Source organism: Actinophytocola xanthii, from assembly GCF_001921205.1.
GTDB classification, from domain to species: Bacteria; Actinomycetota; Actinomycetes; order Mycobacteriales; family Pseudonocardiaceae; genus Actinophytocola; species Actinophytocola xanthii.
On record NZ_MSIE01000060.1, the window covers coordinates 54,358 to 67,624 of the forward strand.

Annotated in this window: 14 protein-coding genes; 5 read left to right on the top strand and 9 right to left on the bottom strand. The window is 68.0% G+C overall.

All coding sequences use genetic code 11. The features are described from left to right. Positions 1-6: 6 nt before the first annotated feature. Positions 7-426 carry a hypothetical protein gene (locus BU204_RS29010; protein WP_143229823.1) on the top strand — a complete coding sequence of 140 codons (420 nt, stop codon included), beginning with the start codon at positions 7-9 and terminating at the stop codon, positions 424-426. A 54-nt stretch (positions 427-480) separates the two neighbouring features. Here BU204_RS29010 and BU204_RS29015 read toward each other — a convergent pair whose 3' ends face one another. The 3 genes from BU204_RS29015 to BU204_RS29025 form a co-directional block, all read right to left on the bottom strand. Continuing rightward, positions 481-1,485, bottom strand: a complete 1,005-nt coding sequence (locus BU204_RS29015) for a chymotrypsin family serine protease (RefSeq protein ID WP_075128957.1) — start codon at positions 1,483-1,485, stop codon at positions 481-483. 141 nt (positions 1,486-1,626) lie between these two features. Then, positions 1,627-1,938, bottom strand: coding sequence for an antibiotic biosynthesis monooxygenase (locus BU204_RS29020; RefSeq protein WP_143229824.1), 312 nt, complete (start codon positions 1,936-1,938; stop codon positions 1,627-1,629). Beyond that, on the bottom strand, positions 1,935-3,554 hold the full coding sequence (locus BU204_RS29025; protein ID WP_075128959.1) for an nSTAND1 domain-containing NTPase: 1,620 nt from the start codon (positions 3,552-3,554) through the stop codon (positions 1,935-1,937). The genes BU204_RS29020 and BU204_RS29025 overlap by 4 nt, the downstream gene beginning before the upstream one ends. 219 nt (positions 3,555-3,773) lie before the next feature. On the opposite strand from BU204_RS29025, the gene BU204_RS29030 reads away from it, so the two are divergent. From BU204_RS29030 to cutA, 3 genes are read left to right on the top strand one after another with little or no spacing between them, the layout of a single operon-like run. Then, a complete protein-coding gene (locus BU204_RS29030; RefSeq protein WP_075128960.1) occupies positions 3,774-4,259 on the top strand; it encodes a hypothetical protein in 486 nt (161 codons plus the stop codon). Continuing rightward, positions 4,247-5,170 carry a hypothetical protein gene (locus tag BU204_RS39490; RefSeq protein WP_075128961.1) on the top strand — a complete coding sequence of 308 codons (924 nt, stop codon included), beginning with the start codon at positions 4,247-4,249 and terminating at the stop codon, positions 5,168-5,170. Before BU204_RS29030 ends, BU204_RS39490 begins: the two co-directional genes overlap by 13 nt. Positions 5,171-5,216: 46 nt before the next feature. Then, complete coding sequence (gene cutA, locus BU204_RS40930; protein ID WP_198943030.1) at positions 5,217-6,179, top strand: divalent-cation tolerance protein CutA; 963 nt, start codon at positions 5,217-5,219, stop codon at positions 6,177-6,179. A 17-nt stretch (positions 6,180-6,196) separates the two neighbouring features. Here cutA and BU204_RS29045 read toward each other — a convergent pair whose 3' ends face one another. The 5 genes from BU204_RS29045 to BU204_RS39495 all read right to left on the bottom strand — a co-directional run bounded on the left by BU204_RS29045 (position 6,197) and on the right by BU204_RS39495 (position 12,030). Next, positions 6,197-6,970, bottom strand: a complete 774-nt coding sequence (locus tag BU204_RS29045) for a matrixin family metalloprotease (protein ID WP_075128962.1) — start codon at positions 6,968-6,970, stop codon at positions 6,197-6,199. Positions 6,971-7,399: 429 nt separating this feature from the next. Continuing rightward, on the bottom strand, positions 7,400-8,677 hold the full coding sequence (locus tag BU204_RS29050; RefSeq protein WP_075128963.1) for an aminotransferase class V-fold PLP-dependent enzyme: 1,278 nt from the start codon (positions 8,675-8,677) through the stop codon (positions 7,400-7,402). 171 nt (positions 8,678-8,848) lie between these two features. Beyond that, positions 8,849-9,400: a hypothetical protein gene (locus tag BU204_RS29055; RefSeq protein ID WP_143229825.1), complete on the bottom strand. Its 552-nt coding sequence runs from the start codon at positions 9,398-9,400 to the stop codon at positions 8,849-8,851. A gap of 1,234 nt (positions 9,401-10,634) precedes the next feature. Then, positions 10,635-11,063, bottom strand: coding sequence for an RHS repeat-associated core domain-containing protein (locus BU204_RS41560; RefSeq protein ID WP_075128966.1), 429 nt, complete (start codon positions 11,061-11,063; stop codon positions 10,635-10,637). Between the two features lie 391 nt (positions 11,064-11,454). Continuing rightward, positions 11,455-12,030 (bottom strand): hypothetical protein, encoded by a 576-nt coding sequence (locus tag BU204_RS39495; RefSeq protein WP_143229826.1) that lies wholly within the window; start codon positions 12,028-12,030, stop codon positions 11,455-11,457. Positions 12,031-12,322: 292 nt separating this feature from the next. Here BU204_RS39495 and BU204_RS29070 point away from each other — a divergent pair, with 292 nt between their 5' ends. Then, complete coding sequence (locus tag BU204_RS29070; RefSeq protein WP_075128975.1) at positions 12,323-12,712, top strand: hypothetical protein; 390 nt, start codon at positions 12,323-12,325, stop codon at positions 12,710-12,712. A 17-nt stretch (positions 12,713-12,729) separates the two neighbouring features. Here the strand turns inward: BU204_RS29070 and BU204_RS29075 are convergent. Further along, positions 12,730-13,267 (bottom strand): hypothetical protein (locus BU204_RS29075; RefSeq protein WP_233160728.1); only part of this gene is annotated, 538 nt, incomplete at its 5' end.

Below are 13,267 nucleotides of genomic sequence, written 5' to 3' on the forward strand. Positions count from 1 at the left end.
GAACAGGTGTCGCTTCCTGGTTGTGGAGACCGGATCGACGAGTTGTCCGGTGCGAGTGGACTGTCGATGACCGGGGAGTTCCCCGCGCGGGCCGACCGGAGCGGGGACGGGCTGTTCGCGGGCACGGTGACGGTCGCCAGTACGGACCGCACGGTCGCGGGGGTGACGACGCCGGCGGCCGAGGTGTACGTGACCGCGGGCGGCGAGGTCGTGGCCGTGCCGCTCGCCCAGGACCTGGTCGGTCGGATGATCCGTCTCGGGCCGGGCGAGCGCCAGGTGTTCCCCGCGGCGGGGTCCCTTCGGCACTGTGCCACGGGCGAGGCTCTGCCCGCGGGGCGCTACGAGGTGTTCGCCGTGGTGGTGGTCAATAGCGGGGACGGGCAGGCGGTGGTCGTCGGGGGACCCTGGCCGCTCGAGGTGGGCTGAACTCGGCTGGGTGCGGCCGGGGGGCGTCACGCGCCCTCCGGCCGCACCGGCTGGTCAGGTCACGATGGAGACACCGAACCTGGCCTGGACCCGGCTCCACAGCTCGGCGTAGCGGGTGTTGCCGCTCGCGGCGATGTTGTGCCCGCGGATGTGCTTGTCGGTGCCGCTCACGCTCAGGGCGTACACCGGTGAGCCGGAGTCGCCGCCCTGGGTGAGGACTCCGCCGGTCCACACCATCACCGGCGACTTGCAGCCGCTCGAGGTGCACACGATGCCGTTGACGCTGTTCACGGTGTGTCCACAGTGTTCACCGGTGGTCCGGCCGCTGTGGCAGTAGTTGGTGAAGCCCACGACCGGGTTCCCCGCGGAGGCGACGTGGTGGCCGGTCGAGCTGTTGACGCCGCCGACGTAGATGAACGAGCCGTAGGACTCGCCGCCCAGCAGCACCATGTCCTGGCTCGGCAGCCCGTTGCCGAACGCGGTTCCGAAGTAGCGGCCACCGAGCTCGGTGAACGCGTTGGTCCCGTTGCCGAAGCAGTGCCCGGCGGTCACCATGAACCGCGCGCCGGACGAGTTCTGCACCGTGTAGCCGGCACTGCAGTGGGGCAACCCGGGGGTGTCGGTGATCCCGGCACCACCCCAGTAGGCCGGCACGTCGTCGCGGCGGCTGAAGTTGTCGGTGACGGCCTGGCGGCGGACCTCGACCATCCCCCGGTGCGGGCCGACCAGCGACGAGACCACCTCGGCCGGGGCGTCGGTCTCGACGACGACCTTGCCGCTGACCGCGTCGGCGTAGGCACCGAAGGTGTAGCGGGTTCCGTTGTCGCGAACGTGGTCCGCGATTCTCTTCTGGATGCTGGCCGACGCCCGGCTGACCTCGGCGCTGACCGCGAGAGCGGATCTGCCCGAGGCCTGGTCGGCCGGGACCGCGCGCTGCGTGGCCGACCTCCCGTTCCCGTCGGGTTTGCCTTCGGCCTGTGCCAGCGTCGTGCCGACCGCCATCGCGACCGCCGCGACGGCGAGCGAGGTCAGCAGGTTCCTTCTCAATCGCACGCCCATGCCCCTTCCTCGAATGGGAGGCGCGCTCGAGTCACTCGTGATCGCATGTCCTCCCCCAGTGATGCCCAAGAACATCGCGGTCCAGAAGGGACCATGACGGGCACCACGGACAACGTCACCCGATCGAGGGACGACGGCGGGCTAGGTCAACCCACCTACCCAGGAGTCCTTCACCACAACGTGCCGCAGACCGCCGGACTCCTCGATGTGGCGAAACCACTCCCGGCATTCAGGAACGGTGTTCACGAGCCGCGCCGCCTCCTCCGCCTCGGCGTGGCCGCGCCAGACGAGCACGTCCAGCCAGCTGCCGTCCTCCTCCTGGGTCAGGAACGCGGCGAGGCAGGCGGGGAACCGCCGTCGCAGCGCCTCGATCATCGCCGGCCGCTCGGCCAACAGCTTCTCCTCGGCTCCGGGGTGGACCGTGAACCGGGCGAGCTCGATCACCATCGTCATGCCGCGACCGTAGCTTCGGGCACCGACAGTTCCGCCGCTCGTCCGGAGCCCGTGGCCCGCTGGGCGGCGAACACGGTGAGGACGATCACGGTGAGGACGAGCACGGCCACCATCAGCACCACCACGAGACGGCGCATCCTGGCGAGCCTGCCGGCGACGGCAAGCTCGGTCGCGTGGCTGGCGTCGAGGAACGCGCGCTCCCGCTGGTTCAGCGCCGATCCCCCGATCCCGGCGTGCTCCAGAGCGACCGTCAGGCGTGCGCCGCGGTACAGCAGGTCGGGATCCCGGCCCAGCGCGACCCAGGCGTTGCTGGCCTCGGCGAGCCCGCTCCGTACGAACAGGCTCTGCCGGGCCTGGTCGAGCCAGGCACCGAACCGGGGCCAGCCGGTGAGGACGGCGTCGTGCGCCAGCTCGACGGTGGTCTCGCCGACCGTCACGAGCCGGGCCGCCGTCAGGCGCTCCAGCGCCGTGCGGACCGCCGGGTCGTCCTCGTCCAGCTCGTCGAGCTGGACCCGGCGGCGGGCCGGCACACCCGCCTCCCCGGGCGCCACCAACCGCAGGAGCAGGTCCCTGGCGGCCGACTGGTGCCGGGCGTCCATGCCCCGGTACGTGTTCTCCGCGGTCTCCGCGACGAGCGCGGCGATCCCGCCGCCGGTCTCGTAGGCGGCCAGCGACAGCGTCGTCCCCGACCGCAGCTCCCAGGCCCTGGCCAGGGCCGCCGCCAGCCAGGCCAGGCCGCCGGGCTGGTCGACGGTCTCGGCCACCAGCCGCACGGCGAGCGCCGTCTCCACGTGGTACCCGCTGCGGGCCGCCGGTTGGGTGATCGCCGCACCGAGCTCGTCGGGCGTCATCGGCACCACCGCGAGCCGCGCGGAGGGCGCGACCTCCGCGACACAGCCCGCCAACGCGTCGGCGCGGACGCCGAGGACCACCCGAACGCCGGCCTGGGCCGCGTCGCGCAGCGCCGCGACGAGCTCACCCCGCTCTGCGGGGTCGCCCTGGCCGGCGAGGACCCGCTCGAACTGGTCGACGACCAGCAGGAGCCGGGGATCCTCACCGCGGCGGCTGGTCAGCGCCCGGGTGCGCGCCGCGCACTCCCGCGGCGGAACCGTCCCCGGCGTGAGCACCACGGCCCGCAGGCCGGTCCCCGGGAGCAACCCGGCCCGCAGCAGCGAGGAGACGCCGGACCCGGACGGTCCGCTCACGGCCACCAGCGTGTGCTCGTCGACCAGGCGCAGCAGCTCGCACACCAGCGGGGCCCGGCCGAACAGCACCGCGCCGTCGCCGGCGTCCAGCGAGGCGCCGCCCGGATAGGGCGCCGCACGCCGGGTGCTCGCGTCGGTGTCCGCCGCCAGGACGCGCATGACCGAGGACCAGCGGGCCATCCAGCCCGTTTCGTCACCACCGCAGGCACGGACGTAGGCCAGCGTCACGGCGAGGCTCGGCAGCCGGTCGCCGCGCGCGGCCTGGGCCAGGGTCGTCGGCGCGTAGTGGGCGCGCTTGGCCAGCTCCCGGTAGCCGGGGCTCCCCGCGGCGTGGCGCAGCCTGCGCAGCTCGAAGGCGAACCGTTGGACGACCCCCGCGTCGGGATCGATGGCGCGTTCAGGACGGGACATCGGAATCACTCCCCCAAGTGAAAGCCCGACCTCGGAGTCTTCCCGCCCTCGTCGTCGTGCACAACCTCGTCGCCCTGGATCACAGGAACTTCTACGGAACCGGTCCCCCGCGCGTTGTGCGGGGTTTGTGCGTGCGGTGCCGGCGAAGGGCTCCGCACAACCGCTCGCCCCGCTAGACCTTGTCCCGCGCAACACAACCGACCTCATCGGAGGAGTCACATGTCTCGAAAGCTGTTCGCCAGGCTGGCCGGTATCACCGTGGCGGTCGCCGCGTCGAGCGTCGCGCTGCTGGCCGCACCGGCGTCGGCCGCACCGGCACCCGGCGTGGACAAGCCGATCCCGGCCGCGCCGAAGGGGCCGTACTGCTCGTCGGGCTACCACTGCGTGTTCTGGTCCGCGCTCGGCAGCGCGTCGCACGACTACTTCAACAGCGACGTCAACTTCACCGACGACCTGCTCACCAACGGCGAGGTCGTCAACGACAACATCTGGTCGGCCAGCAACTCCTCCACCGGGGGGTACGAGAGCCACTACTACTACGACATCAGCTACGGCGGGGGCCTGGTGTTCTGCGTGAACCCTGGCGGGGCCGTGGAGTACACCGAGCTCACCGACGACCTGGTCGACGGCAACGGTGTCGCCCAGCGGGACGAGGCGAGCTCGCTGCGCCTGCGCGGAACCACGACGATCCCATGCTTCAACTGACCGACGGCACTCCCGAGGGCCCCGGCGACCAGCGGTCGCCGGGCCCCCGGGCCCGCTTCACGTTCGCGGTCGCGACGCTGCTGGCGTCGGCGGCGGCAACCGCTGCCCTGCTCGTCTCCGGCGACGCCGCCCGGCGGCCGGACCCGTCGCGAGCCACCGGCGTGCCACCCGTCTTCGCCCTCTACGAGCACGACCTGCCCGGCCAACGGCGGATCGCGGTCGCCAACGACCGGTTGGTGACCGAGTGCATGGCCCGCGCCGGGCTGGCGTACGAGTCGGCCACCGCCCGCGCCGGCGGGGAGCTGGCCGAGCCGGATCCGCAGCAGCCGTTCGGCCCGGAGAGCATCGAGCAGCTGGCGCCGGTCACCGAACCCGCGCCACCCCAGGAGGTCGCGCGGAACGACGACTACCTGCACGCGCTCTACGGCCCGCCGGATCGGCGCGTCGCGGTGCGCGGTGCGCGGCTGCGGGTGTCCGGTCCGGCGCACGGGTGCGTCGCCGAGGCCGCCGCACGCCTGCTGGGCGCGGACCGTCCACGGTGGATGCTGCTCAAGGTGCTCCTGTTCGAGGCCGCCGAGGACGCCCGCCACGACGTCGAGTCCGACGAGGAGCTGCGGGCGGCCACCCGCCGGTGGCGGGCGTGCATGGGCGCGGCGGGGTTCCGCGCCGAGGACCCGGTGGAGCTGTTCGACGGGCTGTCGGCGACCGGGGACCTGCGGGAGGTGCCGGAGCTGCGTGCGGACGTGCGGTGCAAGCGGGAGACGGGGTACCTCGAGGTCGCCTACGCCCGCCTGGCCCTGGCCCAGCAACGCCGCCTGGACGCCGACCCGAGCGTGGCCGCGGACTGGCTGCGGCTGGTGAACCACCAGAAGAACGTCGCCAACGAGGTCCTCGCCGCCGACCGGAGGTGACGGTGTCACCCGTTCGGGGCGACGGCGGGCGCCCTACGCTCGGGAGGTGAGCACACCGTCCGAAGGGGACTCACCGGGACAGGGTGGACCGTGGCTCCCCCACGCCGCGCCGGCGGAGCCCGAACCGGCACCGAGCGCACCGACCCGGCCGGCCGCGGTGACCGCGGCGTTCTGGCTCGTGCTGGCGAGCGCGGGGTTGTCCATCGTCTCGGTAGGAGTGTTCTTCGCGCTCTACTGGCAGGACGTCCGCGAGTGGATGCGGGAGGACTACCTCGCCTACGGCGAGAACTACACCGAGGCCGATCTCACCGGGTCGGCGTGGTTCTTCACCATGCTCTGCATCGCGCTCGCCGCGCTGGGGGCCACGCCGTACGTGACGTTCGCCTTCGTCGCGCGGCGCGGGGCGAACTGGGCCCGGATCACGCTGACCGTGCTGGTCCTGTGCGGGGGCTTCGTCATGCTGGTGCTGACGGTGGTGCCGTACGGGGGCGCGCTGACCGACTCGCTGCCGTTGCGCCTGGTGCTGTTCGTGAACACCGTGTTCTCGGCGAGCGTCGTCGTCCTGCTGTTTCGCGACAGCGCCGACCGGTTCTTCGCGCTGTCGTTACCGGAGGTACCCGGGAACGCCGACCCGGTGGTGGACCCCGTGCCCTGGTATCCGTCCGACCTCGCGGGCGAGGGGTGCTGCGAGATCGTGGTCACCGCCCCGAGTTTCGAGTGGCTCGCCGGCTTCACGAAGAAGCTCGTCGATGAACGATTTGTCGCTTGTGGACAGATAATCCGGGAGATTCGGTCCATCTACTGGTGGGACGGTGCGGTCCGGCACGGGACGGAGGCTCGGGTGGCGCTGCACACTCGCCGGACCCTCGTGCCCGAGATCGTCGCCCTGACCGAGGAACTGCACCCGTACGAGACCCCGTGTGTCGTCGTCACGCCTCTGGTGGGTGGGAGCCCCGCATACCTCGACTGGGTCGAGGAGGAGACGCGGGAGCCTGCCCAACCCAGGTGAACCCGGGGACGCCGTGGTCAGGCGGCGTACATCACCTTGAGGCCGCGCACGTCGCCGGCGCCGAGGGTGCGGTGGACGGTGCTGCAGGAGGGCATCTTGGGCGCCATCACCTGCGAGGAGTGCGTGGCCTGGTCGACGTGGCCGAGACCGGCGGTGTGGCCGCGCTCGTGGACGGCGACGGCCTGGAGGTCGAACTTGTTGCTGCAGCCCGCGGGGAGCGTCGTGAACCAGCCGTGGAGCTTGTTGTCGATCAGCATGTCCGAGGCGATCACGGTCATGGTCGAGGTGCGGTAGTAGACGCAGGTGTAGGCGAGGGTCGTGGTGGGGAGGCTGCCCCAGCTGGTGACGCTCACGCCGTCGTTGCCGGTGCAGGTGCCCTGGGCGGAGACCTGGGCGGTGAGCGTGGTGGTGCCGGCGTAGACGTGGGTGGTCTTCAGCGGCGTGGTGCCGCCGCAGCGGTAGGCGGCGGTGAAGACGGTCGCGGTTCCGGCCTTCAGCGCGGTCAGGGCCGTCGAGGCCACCGAGGCGGGCGCGCCGGCACCGTTGTAGGACCAGCTGAACGTGCTGGGCAGGCGCCAGGCCGAGAGGGCGTAGGCGGTGTCCAGGCAGCCGGGAGGGGTCGCCGCGGCCGTGGTGGCCTGCTCGAAGGCGGTGGGAGCGAGGATCGCCTCCGCGACGACGGTCACATCGTCACCCGTCTGCTGGGTGGTGGTGTTGCCGGCCGCTAACCCGCTGACCGCGGTGGCGAGGACGACGACCGCGGAGAGAACAGCGGTGGCTTTGCGGAGCATCGGGGGTCCTTCCATCGGTGACGATGGGTCAACAGTCGGTCACCTCCGTTGCTGTTCGGTGGCTCGGTCGAGTGCCGTTCGGGTGCTGATGAGCGAAATGCGCCGACGTTGCCCCGCCTTTCCCCCTGTTTCTCCGCTCCGGTCGAACCGCGACCCGAACGCCGCTATTCGGCGAACTTTGTTGTACCGCAGCGTGTTCATCCGGATACCGTCAGTTGACATAGTTCCTCGACGACGGAGGTCGGCATGGGTGGCTGCAACTGTGGGTGCTCGAACTGCTCCGGCTCCGGATGCGGTTGCTGCGGAGCCTGCTGACGGACAGCCGGACAGCCGCGAGCCCCTCCCGGGTCTCGCGGCTGCGCTGTCGGCTCGGCCGCCGAGGACCCCTGACCCGAGTCAGGACGCGATCATCTGGTTTGGTCGCGGGGCTCAGCCAAGTGCCTCGACCGCGTCGAGGGTGCGGTCGATCTGCTCGGGGGTCGTCACGATGCTGGGGCCGAAGCGCAGGAACTGTTCGGCGTAGGGAGTGACGCTGGCCGAGATCCCGTGGCTCTCGCGCAGCGCGGCGGACGCGGAGAAGGCGTCCATGCTCTCTACCGCGCAGCAGACGATTCCCGCCGACAGGTCGGGCGAGCGCGGGGTGACCAGCCGCACGCTGTCGATCCGGGCGAGGCCTTCCTTGAGCCGGCTGGCCTGTTCAGTGATCTGGGCGGCGATCCGGCGCCGGCCGATGGCCTGGTGGAACTCGAACGCCTCGCGCAGGGCCCACCGGTGCTCGAAGGTGTGGTAGCCGCCCGGGGTGTACGCGGCGCCGGGCGTCTCACCGCCGGAGAACGTGGGGATGAGCGCGTCCAGCGCGTCCCAGGAGCGACCCCACAGCAGCCCGGTACCGCGCGGCCCGAAGAGCCATTTGTGCGTGCCGGTGGCGAGGAAGTCGCACCCGAGGTCGTCGATGTCGGCGTCGACCGCTCCGAAGCCGTGCACGCCGTCGACGCACAGCAGCGCCCGGTCGGCGGGGGCACGGCCGGCGTTGGCCGCCGCGACCGCCTGACCGATCTCGGCCAGCGGCAGCCGCACCCCTGTTCCGGAGTGCACCCAGGTCACCGCGATCACCCGGGTGGCGGGGCGGATCGCGGCCCGTAATCGGCGGACGATCTCGGCGGCGTCGGCGTCCTCGGGCCGGTCGTAGAGCCGTACGCGCCGCACCGCCGCCCCGGTCCGCCGGCCGGCGAGCCGCACGGCCTCGTGCGTGGCGACGAAGTCGTGCTCGGTGGTGAGGATCTCCTGGCCGCGGCGCAGCCGGAGTCCGGAGTAGAGCAGGCCGAGCCCCATCGTCGTGCTGTCGGTGAGGGCGATCCGCTCTGCGGAGGTGTTCAGGTAGGTCGCGGCGGCGGCGCGGACGTCGTCCTCGGCACGCACGTTCTGCTGGACGTAGTGCTCGGCGTCGCGGTCCATACCGGTCCGGTGCCGCTCCACCGCCTCCCGCACCGGCCGAGGATGAGCGGCGAACACGTAGGCGGCGAGGTGGACCAGCTCCGGGTCGAGCGCGAACTGGGCGCGGACCGACTCCCAGTCCGCCGGGTCGAACTCGTCGCGCCGTCGGGCCGCGGAGGGCTCGGCATCGGGCGTCCCCGTACAGGCGGCGACCGTACCCACGCCAGCGAGAAGCCCCGCGGCAAGCAGAGTACGGCGACTGTGCTCGTCCATCGGATGATCATAACCGCCGGTCGGAGCAGCTGGGAGGACAACGAGCTCCTGGGACACGCATCGAAATCTCCGCGGTGAGAGTCGGTCCGTGCGTACACCTCAGTCAGAGCCGCCACGGCCTGGTCAATGCGACCGCACACGAACCGCCGTGGCCGTGTCATCTACTCCGCGCTACCAGGATGACTTCATCCTTCGGTACAGGGCAATCAAATCCGGGGCCAGATAGTTGACGGTTTCGAGTTGCCCCGCAGCGTCCAGACGATTCAGGATTTCCATTACGACCGGGTCACGGTCATAAGCCGGATTACCTTCCGCTATGATTCTTTGAATCACGACAAAACACCGGATCAGCAGGTCGCGATGCTCTGATATGTTGGCCAGGACTGGCCTGATCAGTTTATCATAGACGGCGAACGCCAATGCATAGTTGTTGCTTCGGTTGAGATGAAGATCGTACTCGATTGCATCGTCGAGTTCCTCGCGAAGGATTTCAGCGATCATCGTTCTCGACTCGGGCACGAGCATCCACAACAGGTCCTGAAACTTGCCGAGACTCAAGTCCATTGAACCTCGTCTGATTTGCTCGAGACGATCGCGCTCGTCGCTTTCCGGATCATACACGGAGGCAAAGAATCCACTCGCAGGGACACGGAAGCTGCCCCAAATGGTGGTTATCGTCACAAATTCTTCCGCTTCAGATCGCGACGACTCGTGATCAGTCACACGTCCTCCGCAGTTTTGATTCACACTCTTAGCCGGCGCCGTCCGCATTTTGCTGCGCGAGCCTATCACGCGTTCCGGCGACGTCCATCAGCGTGCATAGGACCCCTACAGTTCCGAGATACTGCGGACCGTTGATGACGTCGCCAACCACTGGTGCGACACCGAAGATTCCCATTCCGCGCATGAACCCTCCGGTGGACGGCGCCTTTGTCAGCCTTGGCTTACTCGGCCTACCCCTGGTCGGCTTGGAGTACTCCGCATCCGACACGAGCCCGAACGACGGATTGGCTTGATCGTCTTCATGGCCCGCATAGCTTCCCAGAGGTCCGAGGCTTCACTCAGTGCAATGTTGCAGTCAGCTGCAGGTCAAGCTCTGTGTAGACGTCTACGAGCCACTCCTCCGAAGCGGTGTCCATCAGGTTCGGTGCTGGAGTGTGACCGATCTCCGCCTGGGCGGCGGCTCGCTGGGCCGCGTCGATCACCTCGACCAGGGCAACCGGGCCTGAAGACGGCAGCGACGGCGCCTGGAACCTCCGCAACCATCCTTCGGCGTTGGCGGGCCAGCTGCGTGCGCCCTCACCCCCTTCCGAGCTCAGGATTCGGCGCGATCAAGATGGCTTTGTCCTTCGGTACAAGGCAATCAAACTCGGGGCCAGGTCGTTGACGATTCCGATCTGACCCGCGACTTCTAGGCGGTCCAGTATCTCGACAGCCAGGGGTTCACCGTCAAAAACTTCGTCACCTTCCTCAAAACTTCTCTGAATCGCTACAAAGCAACGAATCAATAGGTCACGATGTCTAGATACGTCCTTCAAAGCAGGACTGATAATTTCAGCGTAAACAGCGTAAGCCAAATGTGTAGTTACTGGGTTTATAGAGGTGTCGTTCGCGCTCGAGTGCTTCGTCGAGCTCCTCGCGAAGATATCCAGCGATCATCGACCGCGACTCTGGGACGAGCATCCACAGCAGGTCCTGAAACCTTCCGAGACTCAGGTCCATTTCCCCTCGACCGATTTGATCGAGACGCTCGCGCTCACGGCTTTGCGGATCGTACACCGACGCAAAAAAACCTTTCGCAGGGACACGATAGCTTCCCCCAAGCAGTGGTTATCGTCAGCATTTCTTCTTCGCCAGAGCCGGACGGTCCTTGATCAACCACACATCCTCCGAGGTCATTCGACATTACGATCGACCAGTCGCCTCGGCGCCGGGGTAGATCTGCCGAGGATGTTTCTCAGTTTACTGTTCGACACAGCCGCGCGCTTGCCTTCGCCTTCTTGGGAACACCACCTCCTTTCGACGAGCTGCCCTTTCCCGAGGACTTCGGCTTGTTGGCGGAGCCGGAGCCACCGGGCAGGGTCCAGTCGTCTGCGCAGCCGCCGGCGCCGTCGTCGGGACATAGGCCGGTGGGGTCGGAGTAGGTGGTGGGGTTGTTGTTGCTGTAGGTGTAGCCGTGGATCTGCTGAGGGTCGGCGAGATCCATGACCGGATCGACGGAGATGAAGCGGCCGAGGGTGGGGTCGTACTCCCGGGCGCCGAGGTGGGTGAGCCCGGTGGAGGAGTCCTGGACACCGCCGAGGAAGCCCTGCTGACCGGGCCAGACAGCAGGTGCAGTGCCGCGGAGAGCTCCGAAGGGCAGATACCGGCGACGGGTGACCGCCATCGTGGCCGCGTTGATCGTGAACTGGCCGGTTGCCGCTCCTGGTCCACTGGACCTCCTGCTTACCCAGATACAGCGTGGCGCCGCTCGGATCCCGGCGCACTAACCGTTGCCCGCACCACTGATCTCGCAGAGTTGGCTCTCGAGGGCTTGACCGACAGCGCCCAGTTCTGCGCCAAGTTCCACCGGTGGGTCGGCCCACGCCTTGCTTGCCGCGCTCCCCGGGGCAGGGCGATGCCGAGGGAGCCCGAGTACCGCGCAAAGTCCGCATGCCCCCTGCGAGGTCGTGGCGACGACTCTGCCAGCCAGCGGGATCGCACCTCGTGCCCGGTCGCCCACCGCCGAGCACGATGTGACCCGCGTACGCTACTGCGGTGTGTCAGGCATATTCTCGTTACCGAGATGATTTTATTCTTCGGTACAGGGCGACCAAGTCCGGAGTCAGGTCATTGACAAGCCCGAGCAGCTCTTCTGCTTCGACGCGATTCATAATCTCCAGCACCAGCGGGTCGCCATCGGCAATTTCGTTCGCTTCTACTAGAGTTCTTTGTATTACCGCCAAACATCGGACCGCCAGATCGTGAGATCTTGAGATGTTCTTCAGGGCTGGGCCTAATAGTTCAACGTAAATACCATATGCCAACTCGAAGTTGCTAACCTTACCGAGATGCAAATTGTACTTAATGGACTCGTCGAGTTCCTTGCGAACAAGCTCAGCGATGATCGGTCGAGACTCTGGCACGATCATCCACAACAGGTCTGGAAACTTGCCCAGACTCAGCCCCATCGATCCCCGCTCGATCTGCTCGAGATGCGCACGCTCCATGCTGGTCGGGTCATAAACGGAAGCGAAAAAGCCGCTCGCGGGAACTTGATAGCTACCCCAAGGAGTCGTTATTGTCTTCATTTCCTTGTTGTCAGACTGCGATGACTCCTGATCCGCCATACGTCCCCGCAATCGCTCACGCATCTCTAACCGGTGCCATGGGCGTCCCAATAGGCCGCCCCTTGAGCGAGCCTATCACATGTTCCAGCTACATCCATCAATGTGCACAAGACGCACGCCAGGATAATGACATCCCCAATGACGAGTACGACACTCAAGATCCTCATTCCGCGCATGAATCCTCTAGTCGTTGGAGATTTGTTTGCCTGGGCTTACTTGGCCTATCCTGGTTCGGGTACGGGCACCGCAGGAACACCCCCGGCCGCGCCCGTTGACGCTGGCAGCAAAGGCGGTGGGAGGAGCCGACCCGGTGATCATGGTCTGGGTATGGGTTTGGATCGCGGTTGTGGTGGCGGTCGCTGTTGTGTTGTTCCGAAAGGACCCGCTGACGCCGGGAAAGCTGCACACCGGGCCGCAGGAGTTGACGCACAGCGACGACGAGGCAATCGCCGCTCGCTCTCGTTACTACCAGCTGGGCCACTACGTCGAGGACTCCGTGGTGACCCCGGAGCAGGTCGAGGACGAGGACGCGGCGGCGCTGCTGCGCACGGCCCGGGAACGGTGGCTCAGTACCGGCGCGATTCTGGCCAAGGCCGTTACCGAAGGGGAGTTCGCGCAGGCGGAGCGGGTCGCCGTCCAGGGGCTGCGCGCGGTGGCGAATGCCTACGAGCGCCTCGGTCGTACCGGGCCTACTGTGCCGGATTAGTCCTGATCGGCGTCCCTCTAACGACGTCTGCGCAGGGAGGGGCGCCAGTGAGATGCTGTCTTGGGCGGTTCGGCGTTGATCGTCGGCAGGTCAGCTCCCTGCTCCAGCTCGAGAATGCGGTTGTCCACCTCGGTGGCGTCTTGCTGTGAGCGGGCCTCCTCGAAGGCCTGGAGCACCAGGACGTACCGCTTCGCGGTGTCAACGTCGACGTTGAGGCGCGTGACGGCGTCAGCAAGTTGATTCAGCCGGGCGTCGGTCCTGATACGCCACGTCCGTAGGGCGGCCGCGGTCTTGGCACGGCGAACCCAGCTGGGCCGCTGGCCCGCAATCGCCTTGCACAGCCATCTCAAGAACAGCGCGACGACGATGACGACGACGTGGACCCACAACAGTCGCGGTTCAGTGGACAGGCTCTGGTCGTCGTGGGCGGGCGGGGCTCGTGTGGCGTCGGTCTGCACGTCGAGCAGGTATATGTACTCCTCGGCCAGGGGCGTCCAGTCCTCCGCGCTCACTAGTGCCTCATCAAGGAACGTTGACGCGGTAACCGTGTCGCGT

Coding starts and splice junctions, on each gene's coding strand:
- BU204_RS29015 (WP_075128957.1), bottom strand. CDS start 1,485: ATGGGCGTGCGATTGAGAAGGAACCTGCTGACCTCGCTCGCCGTCGCG.
- BU204_RS29020 (WP_143229824.1), bottom strand. CDS start 1,938: ATGACGATGGTGATCGAGCTCGCCCGGTTCACGGTCCACCCCGGAGCC.
- BU204_RS29025 (WP_075128959.1), bottom strand. CDS start 3,554: ATGTCCCGTCCTGAACGCGCCATCGATCCCGACGCGGGGGTCGTCCAA.
- BU204_RS29030 (WP_075128960.1), top strand. CDS start 3,774: ATGTCTCGAAAGCTGTTCGCCAGGCTGGCCGGTATCACCGTGGCGGTC.
- BU204_RS39490 (WP_075128961.1), top strand. CDS start 4,247: ATGCTTCAACTGACCGACGGCACTCCCGAGGGCCCCGGCGACCAGCGG.
- BU204_RS29045 (WP_075128962.1), bottom strand. CDS start 6,970: ATGCTCCGCAAAGCCACCGCTGTTCTCTCCGCGGTCGTCGTCCTCGCC.
- BU204_RS29050 (WP_075128963.1), bottom strand. CDS start 8,677: ATGGACGAGCACAGTCGCCGTACTCTGCTTGCCGCGGGGCTTCTCGCT.
- BU204_RS41560 (WP_075128966.1), bottom strand. CDS start 11,063: ATGGCGGTCACCCGTCGCCGGTATCTGCCCTTCGGAGCTCTCCGCGGC.
- BU204_RS39495 (WP_143229826.1), bottom strand. CDS start 12,030: ATGCGTGAGCGATTGCGGGGACGTATGGCGGATCAGGAGTCATCGCAG.
- BU204_RS29070 (WP_075128975.1), top strand. CDS start 12,323: ATGGTCTGGGTATGGGTTTGGATCGCGGTTGTGGTGGCGGTCGCTGTT.